The following is a 17,770-nucleotide window of genomic DNA, read 5'->3' on the forward strand; positions in this document are numbered from 1 at the left end:
GGACCTCCGGACGGCGGACGGCGGGCAGGGTCAGCGGGGTTCGGGCGCGGTCGGGCAGCGCAGCGCGGCCAGGTCCCAGCCGGCGCGGCGGGCGCCGGCGGCGTAGGCGCTCTCCAGGAAGTCCAGGACGGTGGCGCGCGGGTCCGCCGCCGTCCGCACGTCCTCGTAGGGCAGCAGCGCCAGGTGCGCGCCGCGGCTGTCGATCCACCGCGCCGCCGCCGGCCGCAGCGGCTCCTCGGCCAGGCCCGCGGGCTCGGGCGCGGTGTAGGAGTAGAACGCCGGCTCCGGGACCTGGTCGTCGCCGAACCAGAAGCCGGCGCTGATCACCTCGTGCGAGTAGGCCTCGCGGGTGACCGGGTCGACCGCCGCCGGCTGCTCCACCCGCCGGTCGGAGAAGCGGGTGACGGCCAGGTCGAGGGTGTGCCAGAAGTGGTGCACCGGGCTGGTCTTGGCGTAGCTGCGGCCGGCGAACTCCTCGAGCACCTGGGCCACCTGGCCGAGCACCACCCAGTAGCGGGTCACCGCGGCGCGGTCGTAGGCGGCGTGGTGCTCGTCCTCGGCGAACGGCGTGCCGTCGGCCAGGTCGAACGGGACGGGCAGCTCGACGGTCGCGGGCAGGCCGAGTGCCGACAGGGTGCCGAGCAGCTGCCGGTAGAACGCCGCCACGCTCAGCCCGGGCAGCGGGAACGACGTCCGCCGCCCGTCGGCCACGGCCACCTCCAGCCGGTGGTCGACCAGGTCGAGGTCGACGGCGAAGACCGGGTCGAAGCCCATCGGCCGGGTGGTCAGGCCGCGGCCGGTGAGGTGGAAGGGGACGTGCCACCAGTGGTTGCGTCGCGGGGCGTTGGCCAGCCGCAGCTTGCCCACGACCTGCAGGAACCGGTGGAGGGTGTCCTTGGTGTCGGCCCACTCGGCCAGCGGGATCGGCGGGAAGACGGACACGGGGGCTCCTCGATCGGCGGTCGCGGCCAGCATGCAGGCCCCGGCGGCGGCGCGGAAGCCGCCACTGGGGCCGTGCTCACCGCGGGTGCTCACCGCGGGGTGCTCACTGCCCGGTGCTCACTGCCCGGTCTCGCCGCGCACGGAGCCGTGCGCGTACGTGGCCGGGATGCTGCCGAGCCGGCCGGCCTGGTGGTCGGCGAACGCGTCGAGCAGCTCCTGCCGGGTGTTCATGACGAACGGCCCGTACATGGCGATCGGCTCGCGGATCGGCCGGCCCCCGAGCACGACGACGTCGAGCGCCGGCGTCCGCGACTCCTGCCGCTCGGCGCCGCGCACCGTCACGGTGTCCCCGGGGCCGAGGACGGCGAGCTGCCCGGTGCGCACCGGCGCCCCGTCGATGCCGACCGAGCCGGCGCCGGAGAGCACGTACACCAGCGCGTTGAACGAGGGGTCCCACGGCAGGTCCAGCGTCGCGCCGGGGGAGACGGTGGCGTGCACCATCGCCATCGGCGTGTAGGTGGAGCCCGGCCCGCGGTGCCCGGCGACGTCACCGGCGATGACCCGCAGGAACGCGCCGGCGTCGGGGCTGGCCAGCAGCACCGACCGGTCGGCGCGCAGGTCCTGGTAGCGGGGCTGCACCCACTTCTGCGCCCGCGGCAGGTTCACCCACAGCTGCAGGCCGTGGAACAACCCGCCGCTGACCACCAGGTGCTCCGGCGGCCGCTCGATGTGCAGCACGCCGCCGCCGGCGGTCATCCACTGCGTGTCGCCGTTGCTGATCGTGCCGCCGCCACCGTGCGAGTCGGCGTGCTCGAAGGTGCCGTCGATGATGTAGGTGACGGTCTCGAAGCCGCGGTGCGGGTGCCAGGAGGTGCCCCGGGGCTCACCGGGGGCGTACTCGACCTCGCCCATCTGGTCCATGTGCAGGAACGGGTCGAGGTCGCGCAGGTCCACCCCGGCGAAGGCGCGGCGGACCGGGAACCCCTCGCCCTCGAAGCCCGACGGCGCCGTGGTCACCGAGCGGGTGCGGCGCCGCACGGTGCCCGGCGCGGGGACCGGGACGCGGGGCAGGGTGGTGGTGTCCTCGACGGTGACGGCGGGCATGGCCGGCCTCCTCAGTTGAGCTCTCAACCAGTAGCGACCGTAGCACCGGGCGGGCCCGGGTTGTTCCCGTCCGGCGCCGGGTGGTGACCGGGTCCGGGCACACCCGCCCGGCGCGTCGTCGCCGTCCGGAAACGCGCGCGACACACGCCCGAACTAGGTTCCGGCTCATGGCGGACCTCTTCGACGGGTATCCCCTCGGGGAGCAGTGGGACGAGATGTTCGGCGGGCCGGCCCAGCCCCGGCCGGCCTACGCCGGGCTGTTCGCCTCGCTGCAGCCGATGGCCGGCGAGGAGCTCGCCGCGCGGGCGGACCTGCTGTCGCAGACCTACCGCGACGCCGGGGTCACCTTCGCCCACGCAGGCGAGGAGCAGCCGTTCCCGCTGGACATCGTGCCGCGGGTGATCGGCGCCGACGAGTGGGCGGTGATCGAGCGCGGCGTCGCCCAGCGGGTGCAGGCGCTGGAGGCCTTCCTCGCCGACGTCTACGGCGCGGGGGAGGTGTTCGCCGACGGCGTCGTGCCGCGCAGCGTGGTCACCACGAGCGCGCACTTCCACCGGCAGGCGCACGGGCTGGTGCCGCCCAACGGCGTGCGGGTGCACGTGGCCGGGATCGACCTGGTGCGCGACGAGGCCGGCGACTTCCGGGTGCTCGAGGACAACCTGCGCTCGCCGTCCGGGGTCAGCTACGTCATCACCAACCGCGCGGCGATGAGCCAGGTGCTGCCCGAGCTGTTCGCCGACCACCGCATCGAGCCGGTCGCCGGCTACCCGACCCGCCTGCTCGAGGCGCTCAAGGCCTCCTCACCGCCCAACGTCAGCGACCCGACCGTCGTCCTGCTCACCCCCGGCGTCTACAACTCCGCCTACTTCGAGCACGCGCTGCTGGCCCGGCAGATGGGCGTGGAGCTGGTCGAGGGCCGCGACCTGGTGTGCGCCGGCAACCAGGTGAGCATGCGCACCACCGACGGCCAGCGCCGCGTCGACGTCATCTACCGGCGCATCGACGACGACTTCCTCGACCCGGTGCACTTCCGCCCCGACTCGGTGATCGGCTGCGCCGGCGTCCTCAACGCCGCCCGCGCCGGCCGGGTGACCATCGCCAACGCCGTCGGCAACGGCGTCGCCGACGACAAGCTGCTCTACACCTGGGTGCCCGACCTCGTCCGCTACTACCTCGCCGAGGAGCCGGTCCTGGACAACGCCGAGACCCACCGGCTCGACGACGAGGACACCGTGCGCTGGGTGCTCGACTCCCTCGACCAGCTGGTGCTCAAGCCGGTCGACGGCTCGGGCGGCAAGGGCATCGTCATCGGCCCGCGCGCCGACGAGGCGACGCTCGCCGAGCTGGCGGTCAAGGTCCGGGCACGGCCCCGCGACTGGATCGCGCAGCGGCCGATCGGGCTGTCGACGTCGCCGACGCTGGTGGGCGGCCGGATCGCCCCGCGGCACGTCGACCTGCGGCCGTTCGCCGTCAACGACGGGGAGAGGGTGTGGGTGCTGCCCGGCGGGCTGACCCGCGTGGCGCTGCCCGAGGGCGAGCTGGTGGTCAACTCCAGCCAGGGCGGCGGCTCGAAGGACACCTGGGTGTTCAGCCCGCCCCGGCCGGCGCCCGAGGCCGACGAGCCGCCGGCGCGCACCCGGATCGAGTTCACCGCCGCCGACCTGCCCGGCGACCCGCCCGGCCAGGACCCCGGACCGTTCGAGGACGCCGTCGCCGGCCAGTCCCAGCAACAGCAGCAGCAAGCGGCAGAAATGGCCATTTCTGCCGCCCAGGAGGGCGTGGAGTGCTGAGCCGGATCGCGGAGTCGCTGTTCTGGATCGGCCGGTACGTCGAGCGCGCCGACGACACCGCCCGGATCCTCGACGTGCACACCCAGCGGCTGGTCGAGGACCCGTGGATCGACGAGCGGCGAGCCTGCGCGAACCTGCTCGGCCTCATGGGCGCGGGCGTGCCCGAGGACGAGGCCGACACCGAGCGGGTGCTGGCGACGCTGGCCTTCGAGCGGGACAGCCCGAGCTCGATCGTCGGGGCGCTGTCGGCGGCGCGGGAGAACGCCCGCGGCGCCCGCGAGGTGCTCTCGGCCGAGATCTGGGAGTCGCTCAACGTCACGCACAACGCGCTGCCGCAGCAGCGCACGATGGCCCGCCGGTACGGGCCGCACTCGCTGTTCCGCTTCGTCCGCGAGCGCTCGGCGATGGTGTTCGGCCTGGCCGACTCCACCATGAGCCGCGACGAGTCCTGGCTGTTCCTCGTCCTCGGCCGCTCGCTGGAGCGCGTGGACATGACCGCGCGGCTGCTGTCGACCCGAGTGCTGGCCGGGGACGCCGCGCCGTCGTGGACGCTGGTGCTGCGCTCCACCGGCGCCTACGAGCCCTACCTGCGCACCTACCGCGGCGTCGTCGACTCCAGCCGCGCCGCGGAGTTCCTGCTGCTGGACCGGCTGTTCCCGCGGTCGGTGTTCGCCGCCCTGGAGCAGGCCGAGGCGTGCCTGGCCGAGCTGGAGCGCTCCACCGTCCGCGACGCCACCCGCATCGGCGTGGCCGGCGAGGCGCACCGGATCGTCGGCCGGGCGCGCACGGTGCTCGAGTTCATGCCGCCGCCCGAGGTGCTGGACCGGCTGCCGCAGCGGCTCGACGAGCTGCAGCGCACCTGCTCGCTGGCCAGCGCGGCGGTCACCGGCCGGTTCTTCACCGAGCAGGCGCCGCAGGTGTGGGTGCCGGAGGGGGTCGCGTGAGCCAGACGCAGGTCCAGGTGCAGGTCCCGGGCGGCCGGCCGCCGCGCCCGGCCGGCGACCGCTGGCGGCTGCAGGTCGTGCACACCACCCGGTTCCGCTACGGCGGGCCGGTGCGCTCCTCCTACAACGAGGCCCGGCTGACGCCGGAGAACAGCGGCCGGCAGACGACGCTGCGCTCGCGGGTCGAGATCGAGCCGGCCGCGACCGCGTTCGCCTACCGCGACTACTGGGGCTCGACGGTCACCGCCTTCGACCTGCACACGCCGCACCGGGAGCTGGTGGTCACCGGCACCTCGATCGTGGAGGCCGGCCTCGACGCCGTCGACCACGACCACGTGGGCTGGTCCGCCCTCCGCGGCCGGCTGGTCCGCGACCGCTTCGGCGAGCTGCTGGCCCCCACGCCCCGCACCGCGATGGACCCGACGGTGGTGCGCGCCGCCCGGGCCGCCGTCGGCGACGCCCCGCCGCACCTGGCCGGGCCCGCGGTGTGCCGGTTCGTCCGCGAGCACATGGAGTACCTGTCCGGCTCGACGTCGGTGCGGACGACGGCGATGCAGGCGTGGACGGCGGGCAGGGGCGTCTGCCAGGACATCTCGCACGTCACCGTGGGCCTGCTGCGCGAGCTCGGCCTGCCCGCCCGCTACGTCTCCGGCTACCTGCACCCCCGCCCCTCGGCCGGCGTCGGCGAGACGGTGACCGGCGAGAGCCACGCCTGGGTGGAGTGGTGGGACGGCGGCTGGTGCGCCTCCGACCCCACCAACGGGGTCCCGATCGGGCCGCGGCACGTGACCCTGGGCCGCGGCCGCGACTACGGCGACGTCCCGCCGTTCACCGGCATCTTCTCCGGCCCGCGCAGCGAGGGGCACACGGTGACCGTGGAGGTCACCCGCCTGGCCTAGGAGCCCCTCGCCCGGGAGACCTGCGCCCGGGAGCGCCTCGCCTAGAAGCCCCGGAGCAGCCGGGCGACGCCGGTGAGCTCCTCCTCGGCGTCGGCGTCGGGGAGCACCTCGCTGCGGTCGGCCAGCCGCGGCCGCCACGCCGGCGGGGCCGACTGCAGCCACGCGGCACCGGCGTCGGTGAGCCGGCCGTCGGAGCGCAGCGGCGCCCAGCCGCGCAGGAAGCGCAGCCCCTCGGCGGCGGTGACCAGGGTGCGGGCCACGCCGCGGCCGCGGTACACCGGCTCCACGGTGACGTCGTCGACCAGGCCGGAGCGGATCCACCAGCGGACCTCGGCGATCCGGTCGGTCATCCGCACCCCGGCGGCGGCGACCTCGTGCGGGCGGACGACCGCGCCGGCCCGGAAGGCGTTGCCGCGGAAGGCCAGGAGCGAGGCGGCGGGGACCGCGCTGGCCGCGTGGGTCACCTCGGCGAACCACATCGGCGGGCAGGTCCCGGACAGCTCCTCGGCGACGTCGATGCGCACCACCCGGCCGTCGGAGGCGCGGTGCCGGACGTCGACCTGCCAGCCGGCGGGGCGGCGGCCGCGGGCGTCGACGGCGGTCATGTCGACGGGGGTGCCGTCGGGGAAGCGGTCGGAGTTGACCGCGACCAGCGAGTACTCGACGGCGCCGGGGCCGCGGCGGAGCAGCCGGGCCCACCACAGCGCCGTCGTCTCCGGGGCGGACTCGGCCAGCGGCGGGACCGCCCGCAGGCGCGGTGCCGCCGGCGCCGGGCCCGGGAACGCCGCGTCGTGGGCCGCTGCCGTCATGCTCATGTCGTCCTCCGCTCGTCCGCCCCGGACACCCGGGGTGTGCTGCCGATGACTCTCCGGACGTCACTTGCGGGTGCCTTGGGGTCCACTAGCGGACCGCCCCCAGGCGGCCGGGGCGTGCGGGCAGCCGGGGATACTGGGGGTCCGATGACCTGGACCCGGCCCTGAGCGCCCCGCTGAACCTGCTCAACCTCGAGCGGGTCTCCAAGGCACACGGCACGACCGTGCTGCTCGACGACGTCTCGCTCGGCGTCGCCGCCGGCGAGCGGATCGGCGTCGTGGGGCGCAACGGCAGCGGCAAGTCCACGCTGCTCGGCGTCCTCACCGGCCGCGAGGATCCCGACTCCGGCCGGGTCACCCGGCGCGGCGACCTCGCCGTCGGCGTCCTCGACCAGTCCGGCACCCTGCCGCCCGGCGCGACCGTCCGCGACGTCGTCCTCCCCCAGACGCTGTTCGCCGCCGAGCACGAGTGGGCCGCCGACCCGGCCGTGCGCAGCGTCCTGACCGGTCTGGAGCTCGACCGGCTCGGCCTGGACTCGCCCGTCGCCCCGATGTCCGGCGGCGAGCGCCGGCGGGTCGCGCTGGCCGCGCAGCTGATCCGGCCGCTGGACCTGCTGGTGCTCGACGAGCCGACCAACCACCTCGACGTCGAGGGCGTCGCGTGGCTGGCCGACTTCGTCAAGCGGCGGGTCGGCGCGCTGGTGGTCGTCACCCACGACCGGTGGTTCCTCGACGAGGTCTGCACGCAGACCTGGGAGGTCGCCGACGGCGCGGTGCACGCCTACGAGGGCGGCTATGCGGCCTACACGCTGGCCCGCGCCGAGCGGGCCCGCGTCGCGGCGGTGACCGAGGAGCGGCGGCTGAACCTGGTGCGCAAGGAGCTGGCCTGGCTGCGCCGCGGCGCGCCGGCGCGCACCAGCAAGCCGCGGTTCCGGATCGAGGCGGCCGAGGCGCTGATCGCCGACGAGCCGCCGCCCCGGGAGACGATGGCGCTCAAGGGCTTCGCCGCCCGCCGGCTCGGGAAGACCGTCTACGACGTCGAGGACGTCGACTACGCGGTGCCCGCCGACGACGGCCCGCGGCCGCTGTTCCGCGACCTGACCTGGCACGTGGGCCCCGGCGACCGGATCGGCGTGGTCGGCGTCAACGGCGCCGGCAAGACCTCGCTGTTGCGGCTGCTGGTCGGCGAGACCGAGCCCGACCGCGGCCGGGTGGTGCGCGGGCAGACCGTCGCCCCGGCCTACCTCTCCCAGCACGTCACCGAGCTGCCCGCCCGACTGAGGGTGCTCGAGGCGGTGCAGGAGGTCGCGCGGATCGCCCGGATCGGCAACCAGGAGATCTCCGCGTCGTCGCTGGCCGAGCGGTTCGGCTTCCCGGCGTCGCGGCAGTGGACGCCGGTCGGCGACCTCTCCGGCGGCGAGCGGCGGCGGCTGCAGCTGCTGCGCCTGCTCATGGCCGAGCCGAACGTGCTGCTCCTCGACGAGCCGACCAACGACCTCGACATCGACACGCTCACCCAGCTCGAGGACCTGCTCGACTCCTTCCCCGGCACGGTGCTGGTGGTCAGCCACGACCGGTACTTCGTCGACCGGGTGTGCGACTCGGTGGTCGCGCTGATGGGCGACGGCTCGCTGGCCGCGCTGCCCGGCGGGGTGGAGGAGTACCTCGCCCGCCGGGCCGCCGGGGAGGCCGCGCTGCCCTCGGCCGGCTCGGGTCTCGCGCCCGCCGGCGGCGCGTCCGCGGCGCACGCGCCGGCCGGTCCCTCGGCGGCCGAGGTGCGCGCCGCCCGCAAGGAGGCCGCCCGGCTCGAGCGGCGGCTGGAGAAGCTGGGCGCGGAGGAGGAGCGGCTGCACGCCGAGCTCGCCGCCGCGGCCACCGACCACGCGAGGGTCATGGAGCTCGACGGCCGGCTGCGGACCCTGCTGGCCGAGAAGGACCAGGTCGAGACCGACTGGCTGGCCGCCGCGGAGCTCGCCGAGGGCTGACGCGGCGCCGTCGTCCTGGCTCACGCGAGCGCGTCCTGGCTCACCGTCGGCGGTGAGCCAGGACGCAGCACGATCAGCTGACCTGATCGTGCTCACGCGGCGACGGCGGCCTCGGCGCGGGTGCGGGCGAGCATCCGCAGGCCGACGACGACCGCCGGGACGGCGCCGACCAGCGCGAGGGCACCGTGGACCGTCGGCGAGAACGGGATCACCGCGGAGGCCACGAGGCAGCCGACGGCCGGGAGCAGCAGCCACCAGCCGGTCACCCCGGCGCGGGCGAGACCCGCGTAGCCGACGATCGGGCCGAGGAGCCCGAACAGCGTCAGGACGCCGACGACCGCGACCCCCGGGTTCGCCCCGACGGCGTCGTAGAGGCCCAGGGCGGTGGCCGGGTCGAGCTCGCGGCCGATGGCCCCGGTCCAGTAGTCGTAGAGCACGAAGCCGGCCACGGTGACCAGGCCGATCGCGGACATCAGCGCCCCGACGACGGCCGGGATGCGCCCGCGGCGGCCCCGCACCAGCGTCGGGACGGCCAGCCAGGCCAGGGCCAGCGCCATGTTGCCGTAGTGCAGCAGCACCGCCGACAGCGTCGTCCGGCCCTCGTCGCGGCCCAGCGCCGCGATGTAGTCGGCCGCGGCCTGGGAGTCCTGCGGCGGGGAGGTCACCATGCCGGCGACGTAGAGCAGCGAGCCGCCGACCAGGGCGGCGCCGGCGATCGGCAGCATGAGCGAGCCTGCGCTGCGGGCCGGGCGCGCCTCGGGGGCGGTGGGAGTGCGGGTGGGGAGCGGGGTGGTGGTCATCGGTCCTCGTCGGTCCAGGCACCGCCGTCTGCGGTGCGTCGGCGAGGACTCTCCGGCCGCGGGGCCCTCCGGCACGTCCGTCCCGGCGGACCGACCGTCCTCCGCCGCGAGGAGGAGGGACGGCGGGTGCCCATCGGCCGCGCGGGGGATCCCGCCCGCGCCTCCCCGCCCCTACCGTGCTCGCCGTGCCCCGCTGGACGTCGTCCCCCTCCGCCCGCCGGCTCGTGTGGCCGGCCCTCGGCGCGCTGCTCGCCGTGCTGTCGGTGCTGGAGACGGTGACCGAGGAGACGTTCCGCTTCCCGCTGGTCACCGCGCTGCCGGGCGTGGCCGTCGGTGCGGTCGTGGCGCTCGGCACGCGGTGGCCGGAGGCGGCCGCGGTCACCGGGGCGCTCAGCGTGCTCGGCAACTACGCGCTCGGGACGCCCGGGCCCGGCGGCGCCCAGCTCATCGCGATGGCCGTCCTCGTGGGGCACGCCGCCGCGGTCCTGCCGCTGCGCCGCGGGCTGCGCGCGGCCGGGTCGGCGACGGCCGTCGTCGTGCTCGCCGGCCTGCTGCTGGGCCCGTCGACCTGGGAGAGCGTCTTCTACCTCGTCGTCACCGGGACCGCCTGGGGCGTCGGCGTGCTGGTGCGCCAGTCGCGCGAGCGGGCCCGCGAGCTGCAGGTCCTCGCCGCGCGGCTGGCCGAGCAGCAGGAGGCGGTGGCCGGCGCCGCGGTGGTGGCCGAGCGGGCGCGCATCGCCCGCGAGGTGCACGACTCGGTGGCGCACGCGGTGAGCGTGATGGTGCTGCAGATGGGCGGCCTGCGCCGGCTGCTGCCCGACCACCCCGAGGCGCAGGACGTGCTGCTCGGCCTCGAGCGGCTGGGCCGCGAGTCGGTCGACGAGATGCGCCGGGTGGTCGGCATCCTCCGCGAGTCCGGCGGCGGCGACCCGGCGCCGCAGCCGTCGCTGTCCCGGCTCGACGCCGTCCTCGCCGAGCTGCGCGCCGGCGGGATGCCGGTGCAGCTCGTCGTGACCGGGGAGCCGGCCGAGCTGCCGCAGCTGGTCGACGTCGCGGCCGTCCGCGTGGTGCAGGAGGCACTGTCCAACGTGGTCCGGCACGCCGGTGCCGCGGCCACCTGCGTGGAGGTCGCCTGGACGCCGGGCCGGGTGACCGTGACCGTCACCGACGACGGCCGGCCGCGGGTCCCCGTGCCGCCGCCGGTCCCCGGCACCGGCGGGCACGGGCAGCTGCACATGCGCGAGCGGGTCGCCGTCGCCGGCGGCGACCTGTCCGTGGGGCCGGTCCGCGGCGGCTACCGGGTCCGCGCCGGCTTCCCGGTGCCCGCCCCGGCGAGCGCGCCCGCGGGGGTGGGCGCGTGACGATCCGGGTGGTGCTGGTCGACGACCAGTCGATGATCCGCACCGGCCTGCGGATGGTGCTGGCGGCCGAGCCCGACATCGAGGTGGTCGGGGAGGCCGGCGACGGCGCCGGCGGCGTCCGGGTGGTCACCGAGCTCGCACCCGACGTGGTGCTGCTCGACGTCCGGATGCCCGGCATGGACGGGCTGGAGGCCGCGCGGCGGATCGTCGAGGCGGGCCTGCCCACCCGCGTCGTCGTCCTCACCACCTTCGACGAGGACGAGTACGTGGCCGCCGCGCTGCGCGCCGGGGTCAGCGGGTTCCTGCTCAAGGTGGCGCCGCCCGAGGACCTGGTCGCCGCGGTGCGCACCGTCGCCGCCGGGCAGGGGCTGCTCGACCCGGCCGTGACGCTGCGGGTGATCCGGTCCTTCGCCGCCGCGCCCGCGCCCGACCCCGGCCGCGCCGCCGAGCTCGGGCAGCTGACCGAGCGGGAGACCGACGTCCTGGCGCTGGTCGCGGCCGGGCTGTCCAACGCCGAGATCGCCGCGCGGCTGTACCTCGGCGAGGCGACGGTGAAGACGCACGTCAGCCGGGTGCTGCTCAAGCTGGGCCTGCGCGACCGGGTCCAGGCGGTCGCGTTCGCCTACGAGTCGGGCCTGGTGACGCCGGGTAGGTGACCCGGTTCTCCGCGCCGTCGGTTTCCCGGCGCGGGAGCGGCGGTACCCCCACGAGGGGGCGACGCCGCCGCACCGCCGTCGTCGCGTGCTCCCCTCCGCTGCCGACCCGGGAGCCCCGTGACCGCACTGCTGCTCGCGCACCTGCTGGCCGCCCTGGCCGCGCCGGTGCTGGTGCGGTGGTGGGGGCGGAACGCCTTCCTCGCCCTCGCGCTGGTGCCGGCGGCCGGGTTCGCCTGGACGCTCGCGCAGCTGGCGGCGGTCGCGTCCGGCGACGACGTCCGCGAGACCGTGCCCTGGGTGCCCGCGCTCGACCTGTCGGTGACGCTGCGGCTGGACCCGCTGGCGCTGGTGTTCGCCGGGCTGGTCACCGGCGTCGGCGCGCTGGTGCTCCTCTACTGCAGCCGCTACGTGGAGCCGGACGCCGAGGGCACCGGCCGGCTGGCCGGCTGCCTGACCGCCTTCGCCGGCTCTATGCTGGCGCTGGTCCTCGCCGACGACGTCTACCTGCTCTACGTCGCCTGGGAGCTGACGACGGTCTTCTCCTTCCTGCTCATCGGCGGGTCGGGGACGGCGCTGGCGGCGCGGCGGGCGGCCGCCCAGGCGCTGGTGCTCACCACCGCCGGCGGCCTGGCGATGCTGGCCGGGCTGGTCGTGCTGGCGCACGCCGCGGGCACGTCGCGGCTGTCGGCGATCGTCGCCGACCCCGGCAGCGGCCCGGCGGTCGTCGCCGGGGTGCTGCTCGTGCTGGCCGGCGCGGTGACCAAGTCCGCGCTGGTGCCGTTCCACTTCTGGCTGCCGGCGGCCATGGAGGCGCCGACGCCGGTGAGCGCCTACCTGCACGCGGCGGCCATGGTGAAGGCCGGCGTCTACCTGGTCGCGCGGCTGGCGCCCGGCACCGCCGACCTGCCCGGCTGGCGGCCGGTGGTGCTCGGCCTGGGCGTGGCCACGATGCTGGTCGGCGGCTACCGGGCGCTGCGCCAGTCCGACCTCAAGCTGCTGCTCGCCTTCGGCACGGTCAGCCAGCTCGGGTTCGTCACCACGCTGGTCGGCGCCGGCAGCGCCGAGCTCGCCCGCGCCGGGCTGGCCATGGTGCTCGCGCATGGGCTGTTCAAGTCCACGCTGTTCCTCACCGTCGGCGTCGTCGACCACGCCACCGGCACCCGCGACCTGCGCGAGCTGTCCGGCCTCGGCCGCCGGATGCCGGTGGTGGCCGCGGTCGCCGGCCTGGCCGCGGCGTCGATGGCCGGGCTGCCGCCGCTGCTCGGCTTCGTGGGCAAGGAGGCGGCGTTCACCGCGCTGCTCGACGGCGGCCTGCCCGACCGCACCGCCGCGCTGCTGGTCCTCGCCGGGCTGGTGCTCGGGTCGGTGCTCACCGTCGGCTACACGCTGCGCTTCGTGTGGGGCGCGTTCGCGACCAAGCCCGGCCGGCCGGCCACGGAGCCGGCGCACCCGCCGGGGCCGCTGTTCCTCGCCGCCCCCGTCGTCCTCGCCGTCCTCGGCCTCGCGGGCGGCGTCCTCGCGAAGGGTCTCGAGCCGGTCGTCGGCCGCTATGCCGAGGGGCTGCCCGCGTACGCGCCGGAGGCCGAGGAGCTCGCGCTGTGGCACGGGCTGCAGCCGGCCCTGGCCCTGTCGGCGCTCACCCTGCTCGGCGGCGCGGCACTGTTCGCCGGGCGGGCGGCGGTGGCCCGGGTGCAGCGGCGGCTCACGGTCCGGGCGTCGGCCGACGAGGGCTACTGGAACGTGCTGCAGGGCGTCGACCGGCTCGCCGTCCTGGTCACCGGGACGACGCAGCGCGGGTCGCTGCCGGCCTACCTCGGCACCATCCTCACCGCGGTCGTCCTGCTGCCCGGCGCGCTGCTCACCACGGTCGCCGAGCGCCCGGAGCAGTGGCGGGCCTGGGACAGCCCGGTCCAGGTGCTGGTCGGCGTCGTGGTGCTGCTGGCCGCGGCGATGGCGGTGCGGGTGCGGCAGCGGCTGTCGGCGGCGCTGGTCGTCGGCGTCACCGGCTACGGGCTGGGGGTGTTCTTCGTGGTCGCGGGGGCGCCGGACCTCGCGCTCACCCAGTTCCTCGTCGAGACGGTGACGATCGTGGCGTTCGTCCTGGTGCTGCGGAAGCTGCCCAAGGACGTGTCCGAGCGGCACCGCCGCCGCGAGCGCACCGGCCGCGGCCTGCTCGCCGCCGGCGTCGGCCTGCTCATGGGCGCGGTGTCGGCCGTGGCGCTGGCCGCCCGCGACGCCGCCCCGGTGTCCGACGAGTACGCCCGGCTCGCCGAGGAGGCGCAGGGGGACAACGTCGTGAACGTGACCCTGGTCGACATCCGCGCCTGGGACACCTTCGGGGAGATATCGGTGCTCATCGTCGCCGCCACCGGCGTGGCCAGCCTGGTCTTCCTGCGGCGGCGCACCGGGGCCATCGAGCGGGCCGAGCGGGAGGACCAGGCCGCCGGGCGGTCCCGGCGCGCGCCGGTCGGGGAGTGGCTGGCCGCCGGCGGCACGCTCGACCCGCGGCGCCGGTCGGTGGTGCTCGAGGTCGTCGTCCGGATGCTGTTCCACACCGTCCTGGTGTTCTCGCTGTACCTGCTGTTCGCCGGCCACAACGCCCCCGGCGGCGGGTTCGCCGGCGGCCTGGTCGCCGGGCTCGCGCTGGTGCTGCGCTACCTGGCCGGCGGCCGCTACGAGCTCGGCGAGGCCGCCCCGCTGGACCCCGGCCGGCTGCTCGGCGCGGGCCTGCTGCTGGCCGGCGGCACCGGCGTCGCCGCGCTCGTGCTGGGCGGGCAGGAGCTCGAGTCCACCTACTGGGAGTGGACGCTGCCGGTCCTCGGCGACGTCAAGCTCGTCTCGCCGCTGTTCTTCGACGTCGGGGTGTACCTGGTCGTCGTCGGCCTGGTGCTCGACGTGCTGCGCAGCCTCGGCGCCGAGCTCGACCGCCAGGAGGACGAGGACGACCCGGTCGAGGTCGCGCCGGGGGAGGTGGTGGCCCGGTGACGCCGACCGTCGTCCTGCCCGTGGTCATCGGCGGCCTGTACGCCGCCGGGGTCTTCCTGCTGCTCGACCGCAGCCTCACCCGGGTGCTGCTCGGCTTCCTGCTGCTGGGCAACGCCACCAACCTGCTGCTCATCAGCGCCGCGGGCCCGGCCGGGAGCGCGCCGCTGCTCGGCCGCGGCGACGGCGACACCGCCGACCCGCTGCCGCAGGCGTTCGTGCTCACCTCGATCGTCATCACCTTCGGCGTCTCGGCGTTCCTGCTGGCGGTGATCCACCGCTCGTGGCGGCTGGCCCGCCAGGAGGCGGTGGAGGCCGACGAGGAGGACCGCCGGCTGGCCACCCGGGAGGGCCGCCGCACCGGCCGCGAGGACCCCGACGAGATCGACCCGGACCGGCTGGCCGCCGAGGACCGGCGCCCGTTCCACGCCGAGCCGCCCCGGCGCCGCGGGCAGCCGCCGCCGGGCACCCCCGCGGACGACGTCGACCTGCCCCCGGCCCGGCGGCGGTCGCGGTGATCCGCGTCCTCGCCCCGCTGCCGGTGGTCCTGCCGCTGCTGGGCGCCGCCGTCTCGCTGCTGCTCAGCCGCCACACGCGGACCCAGCGGGCGCTGAGCGTCGCGGTGCTCGCCGCGGTGCTGGGCGTGTCGGTGACCCTGCTGGTCCTCGCCGACCGGTCGGGGGCGGTCGCGGTGGCGGTCGGCGACTGGCCGGTGCCGCAGGCGATCTCGCTGGTGGTCGACCGGCTGGCGGCGCTGATGCTCGTGGTGGCGCACACCGTGGGCCTCGGGGTGCTGCTGTTCGCCGTCGGCCAGGGCGCCGCCGACGGCGGCGAGCAGGCGCCGGTGTCGATCTTCCACCCGACGTTCCTCGTGCTCATGGCCGGCGTCGGGTTCGCGTTCCTCTCCGGCGACCTGTTCAACCTCTACGTCGGCTTCGAGGTGCTGCTGACCGCCAGCTACGTGCTCATCACCCTCGGCGGGTCCGCGCCGCGGGTGCGCGGCGGGATCACCTACGTCGTGGTCAGCCTGGTCGGGTCGCTGCTGTTCCTCGCCGCGATCGGCCTGGTGTACGCGGCCACCGGCACCGTGGACATGGCCGACCTGTCGGTGCGGCTGGCCGAGGTCCCCGAGGGCACCCGCACGCTGCTGCACGCGCTGCTGCTCATCGCGTTCGGCATCAAGGCCGCCGTCTTCCCGCTGTCGGCCTGGCTGCCCGACAGCTACCCGACCGCGCCGGCGCCGGTGACCGCGGTGTTCGCCGGGCTGCTCACCAAGGTCGGCGTCTACGCGATCATCCGCACGCAGACGCTGCTGTTCCCCGGCGGCGCGCTGGACACCCTGCTGATGGCGGCGGCGCTGGCCACGCTCGTGGTGGGCATCCTCGGCGCGGTCGCGCAGACCGACCTGCGGCGGATCCTGTCCTTCACGCTGGTCAGCCACATCGGCTACCTGGTGTTCGGCATCGCGCTGGGCAGCGTCGCGGGGCTGGCCGCCGCGGTGTTCTACGTCGTCCACCACATCGTCGTCCAGACCACGCTGTTCCTCGTCGCCGGACTGGTCGAGCGCACCGGCGGGTCGACGTCGATCCGCCGGCTGGGAGGCCTGGCCGCCGCCTCCCCGCTGCTCGCGGTGCTGTACCTGCTGCCCGCGCTGAACCTGGCCGGCATCCCGCCGCTGTCGGGGTTCCTCGGCAAGCTGGGGCTGCTGCAGGCCGGCGTCGCCGACGGCCGCCCGCTGGCGCTGGTGCTGGTCGGCGCCGGGCTGGTGACCAGCCTGCTCACCCTGCTGGCGGTGGCCCGGGTGTGGACCCGCGCCTTCTGGCGGCCGCGGGCGCAGGAGCCCGGCGCCGACACCGCGGCCGCGGCGGCGGCCGACGCGGGGCCGCGGGCCGGAGCCCGCCCGTCGGGGAACGGGGCCGCCCGGACCTCGGCCGCCTGGCAGCGGCAGGTGGCGGTGGCGACGGCGTCCGAGGGACCCGAGGAGCCCGACGAGCACCCGGGCGAGCCCGCGGAGCGGCTGCCGCGCGTGCTGGTCGGCGCGACGGCGGCGCTGGTGGCGCTGACCGTCGCCCTCACCGCGCTGGCCGGCCCGCTCTACGGCCTGGCCGGCCGCGCCGCCACCGACCTGCTCGACCGCGAGCCCTACCGCACGGCCGTGGAGGGGGAGCCGTGAGCGACCGCGCCCGCCACCTGCTGCGCCAGCTGCCCGCGCTGGTCTGGCTGGTGCTGGTCTGGGTGCTGCTGTGGGGCACCTGGTCGTGGGCGAACGTGCTGGGCGGGGTGCTGGTCGCCGTCCTCGTCACCCGCGTGGTGCCGCTCCCGGCGGTGGTGGAGAACATCCGCATCCGGCCGCTCGCGCTGCTGCGCTTCCTCGCCGTGTTCGCCGTCGACCTGGCCGTCTCCAGCGCGCAGGTGGCCTGGCGCGCGCTGCGGCCGGGCCCGCCGCTGCGCAGCGCCGTCATCCGGGTGCAGCTGCGCACCGACTCCGACCTGCTGCTCGCCGTCATCAGCGAGGCGCTCAGCCTGGTGCCCGGCTCGGTGGTGCTCGACCTGGACCGCGAGCACCGGGTGCTCGCCGTCCACCTGCTCGAGGTCCGCGACCGCGACGACCTCGAGCGCCAGCGCGCCGGGGTGCTGGCCATGGAGGACCGGGTGGTGCGGGCGTTCGGCCGGTCCCGCGAGCGCGCCGCGCTGGACCGGGAGCCCGCGGAGGTGGCGCGGTGAACTGGGTGGCCGTGGTCGCGTTCGGCCTGGTCGGGGCGGGGGCGCTGCTGGCGCTGGTGCGGCTGGCCCGCGGGCCGTCGCTGCTGGACCGGGTCGTGGCCGGCGACGCGATGCTGGTCATCACGGCCGGCGGGCTCGGCGTGCACGTGGCGCTGTCCCGCGACGCGTCCACGGTGCCGGTGCTCGTCGTCGTGTCGCTGCTGGGCTACATCGGCGCGATCGCGGTGGTCCGCTACGTCGGCGGCATGGTGCTCGACCGGCCCACAGGCGAGGACCCGGCGAGGGAGGAGCGGCCGTGAGCGCGGTCCTCGACGTCGTCGCGACCGTCTGCCTGCTGCTCGGGTCGTTCCTCGCCTTCACCGCGGGGCTCGGGCTGCTGCACTTCCCCGACGTGCTGACCCGCCTCCACGCGGCCACGAAACCGCAGGTCACCGGTCTGCTGCTGGTGCTGGTGGGCGGGGCGATCCGGCTGGCCGGGACGCCCGCGATGTGGGTGCTGCTGCTGGTGGCGATGCTGCAGGTGCTGACCGCGCCGCTGTCGGCGCACATGGTCAGCCGGATCGCCTACCGGCGCCGGCACGTGCGCCGGGACCTGCTGGTCGTCGACGAGGTGGCCGAGCACGCCGGCCGGGACGCGGACCCGGGGGGGGGGGGGGGGGGGGGGGGGGGGGGGGGGGGGGGGGGGGGGGGGGGGGGGGGGGGGGGGGGGGGGGGGGGGGGGGGGCGGGGCGGGGCGGGGTTGCGGTGGGGTGGTTTTTTTGGGTTTACCAC

16 protein-coding genes are annotated in these 17,770 nt (G+C 76.3%); 12 read left to right on the forward strand and 4 right to left on the reverse strand.

Annotated features, from left to right (window positions below; translation table 11 throughout):
- Positions 1-30: 30 nt before the first annotated feature.
- Together ACI8AR_RS06045 and ACI8AR_RS06050 are read right to left on the reverse strand one after the other, a co-directional pair.
- Positions 31-942: a DUF5996 family protein gene (locus ACI8AR_RS06045; RefSeq protein ID WP_457050170.1), complete on the reverse strand. Its 912-nt coding sequence runs from the start codon at positions 940-942 to the stop codon at positions 31-33.
- Positions 943-1,059: 117 nt separating this feature from the next.
- A complete protein-coding gene (locus ACI8AR_RS06050) occupies positions 1,060-2,046 on the reverse strand; it encodes a pirin family protein (protein ID WP_456928355.1) in 987 nt (328 codons plus the stop codon).
- A gap of 167 nt (positions 2,047-2,213) precedes the next feature.
- On the opposite strand from ACI8AR_RS06050, the gene ACI8AR_RS06055 reads away from it, so the two are divergent.
- The 3 genes from ACI8AR_RS06055 to ACI8AR_RS06065 are packed head-to-tail and all read left to right on the forward strand — an operon-like array spanning position 2,214 to position 5,679.
- On the forward strand, positions 2,214-3,836 hold the full coding sequence (locus ACI8AR_RS06055; RefSeq protein ID WP_457050171.1) for a circularly permuted type 2 ATP-grasp protein: 1,623 nt from the start codon (positions 2,214-2,216) through the stop codon (positions 3,834-3,836).
- Positions 3,830-4,780: an alpha-E domain-containing protein gene (locus ACI8AR_RS06060; protein ID WP_456928357.1), complete on the forward strand. Its 951-nt coding sequence runs from the start codon at positions 3,830-3,832 to the stop codon at positions 4,778-4,780. Before ACI8AR_RS06055 ends, ACI8AR_RS06060 begins: the two co-directional genes overlap by 7 nt.
- Positions 4,777-5,679, forward strand: a complete 903-nt coding sequence (locus ACI8AR_RS06065) for a transglutaminase family protein (protein ID WP_457050172.1) — start codon at positions 4,777-4,779, stop codon at positions 5,677-5,679. The genes ACI8AR_RS06060 and ACI8AR_RS06065 overlap by 4 nt, the downstream gene beginning before the upstream one ends.
- 41 nt (positions 5,680-5,720) lie before the next feature.
- On the opposite strand, the gene ACI8AR_RS06070 is transcribed toward ACI8AR_RS06065, so the two are convergent.
- Positions 5,721-6,494: a hypothetical protein gene (locus ACI8AR_RS06070; protein ID WP_457050173.1), complete on the reverse strand. Its 774-nt coding sequence runs from the start codon at positions 6,492-6,494 to the stop codon at positions 5,721-5,723.
- A 221-nt stretch (positions 6,495-6,715) separates the two neighbouring features.
- Here ACI8AR_RS06070 and ACI8AR_RS06075 point away from each other — a divergent pair, with 221 nt between their 5' ends.
- The gene (locus ACI8AR_RS06075; protein WP_457050174.1) at positions 6,716-8,476 is read left to right on the forward strand and encodes an ABC-F family ATP-binding cassette domain-containing protein; all 1,761 of its coding nucleotides are present in this window, start codon (positions 6,716-6,718) and stop codon (positions 8,474-8,476) included.
- Positions 8,477-8,568: 92 nt separating this feature from the next.
- Here the strand turns inward: ACI8AR_RS06075 and ACI8AR_RS06080 are convergent, their stop codons facing one another.
- A complete protein-coding gene (locus tag ACI8AR_RS06080; protein ID WP_457050175.1) occupies positions 8,569-9,276 on the reverse strand; it encodes a hypothetical protein in 708 nt (235 codons plus the stop codon).
- Between the two features lie 185 nt (positions 9,277-9,461).
- On the opposite strand from ACI8AR_RS06080, the gene ACI8AR_RS06085 reads away from it, so the two are divergent.
- From ACI8AR_RS06085 to mnhG, 8 genes are all read left to right on the forward strand, one after another.
- On the forward strand, positions 9,462-10,637 hold the full coding sequence (locus tag ACI8AR_RS06085; RefSeq protein ID WP_457050176.1) for a sensor histidine kinase: 1,176 nt from the start codon (positions 9,462-9,464) through the stop codon (positions 10,635-10,637).
- Entirely contained in the window at positions 10,634-11,293 is a 660-nt protein-coding gene (locus tag ACI8AR_RS06090; RefSeq protein WP_456938459.1) for a response regulator, read from the forward strand. Before ACI8AR_RS06085 ends, ACI8AR_RS06090 begins: the two co-directional genes overlap by 4 nt.
- 117 nt (positions 11,294-11,410) lie before the next feature.
- Positions 11,411-14,278, forward strand: coding sequence for a Na+/H+ antiporter subunit A (locus ACI8AR_RS06095; RefSeq protein ID WP_457050177.1), 2,868 nt, complete (start codon positions 11,411-11,413; stop codon positions 14,276-14,278).
- Positions 14,275-14,793 carry a Na(+)/H(+) antiporter subunit C gene (locus tag ACI8AR_RS06100; RefSeq protein WP_457050178.1) on the forward strand — a complete coding sequence of 173 codons (519 nt, stop codon included), beginning with the start codon at positions 14,275-14,277 and terminating at the stop codon, positions 14,791-14,793. The genes ACI8AR_RS06095 and ACI8AR_RS06100 overlap by 4 nt, the downstream gene beginning before the upstream one ends.
- The gene (locus tag ACI8AR_RS06105) at positions 14,790-16,448 is read left to right on the forward strand and encodes a Na+/H+ antiporter subunit D (protein ID WP_457050179.1); all 1,659 of its coding nucleotides are present in this window, start codon (positions 14,790-14,792) and stop codon (positions 16,446-16,448) included. Before ACI8AR_RS06100 ends, ACI8AR_RS06105 begins: the two co-directional genes overlap by 4 nt.
- On the forward strand, positions 16,445-16,999 hold the full coding sequence (locus ACI8AR_RS06110) for a Na+/H+ antiporter subunit E (RefSeq protein WP_457050180.1): 555 nt from the start codon (positions 16,445-16,447) through the stop codon (positions 16,997-16,999). The genes ACI8AR_RS06105 and ACI8AR_RS06110 overlap by 4 nt, the downstream gene beginning before the upstream one ends.
- Complete coding sequence (locus ACI8AR_RS06115) at positions 16,996-17,298, forward strand: monovalent cation/H+ antiporter complex subunit F (RefSeq protein WP_457050181.1); 303 nt, start codon at positions 16,996-16,998, stop codon at positions 17,296-17,298. The genes ACI8AR_RS06110 and ACI8AR_RS06115 overlap by 4 nt, the downstream gene beginning before the upstream one ends.
- A partial coding sequence (gene mnhG, locus ACI8AR_RS06120) for a monovalent cation/H(+) antiporter subunit G (RefSeq protein ID WP_457050182.1) occupies positions 17,295-17,770 on the forward strand: 476 nt, incomplete at its 3' end. The genes ACI8AR_RS06115 and mnhG, both read left to right, overlap by 4 nt.

It is taken from the genome of Geodermatophilus sp. SYSU D01036, from assembly GCF_054050435.1.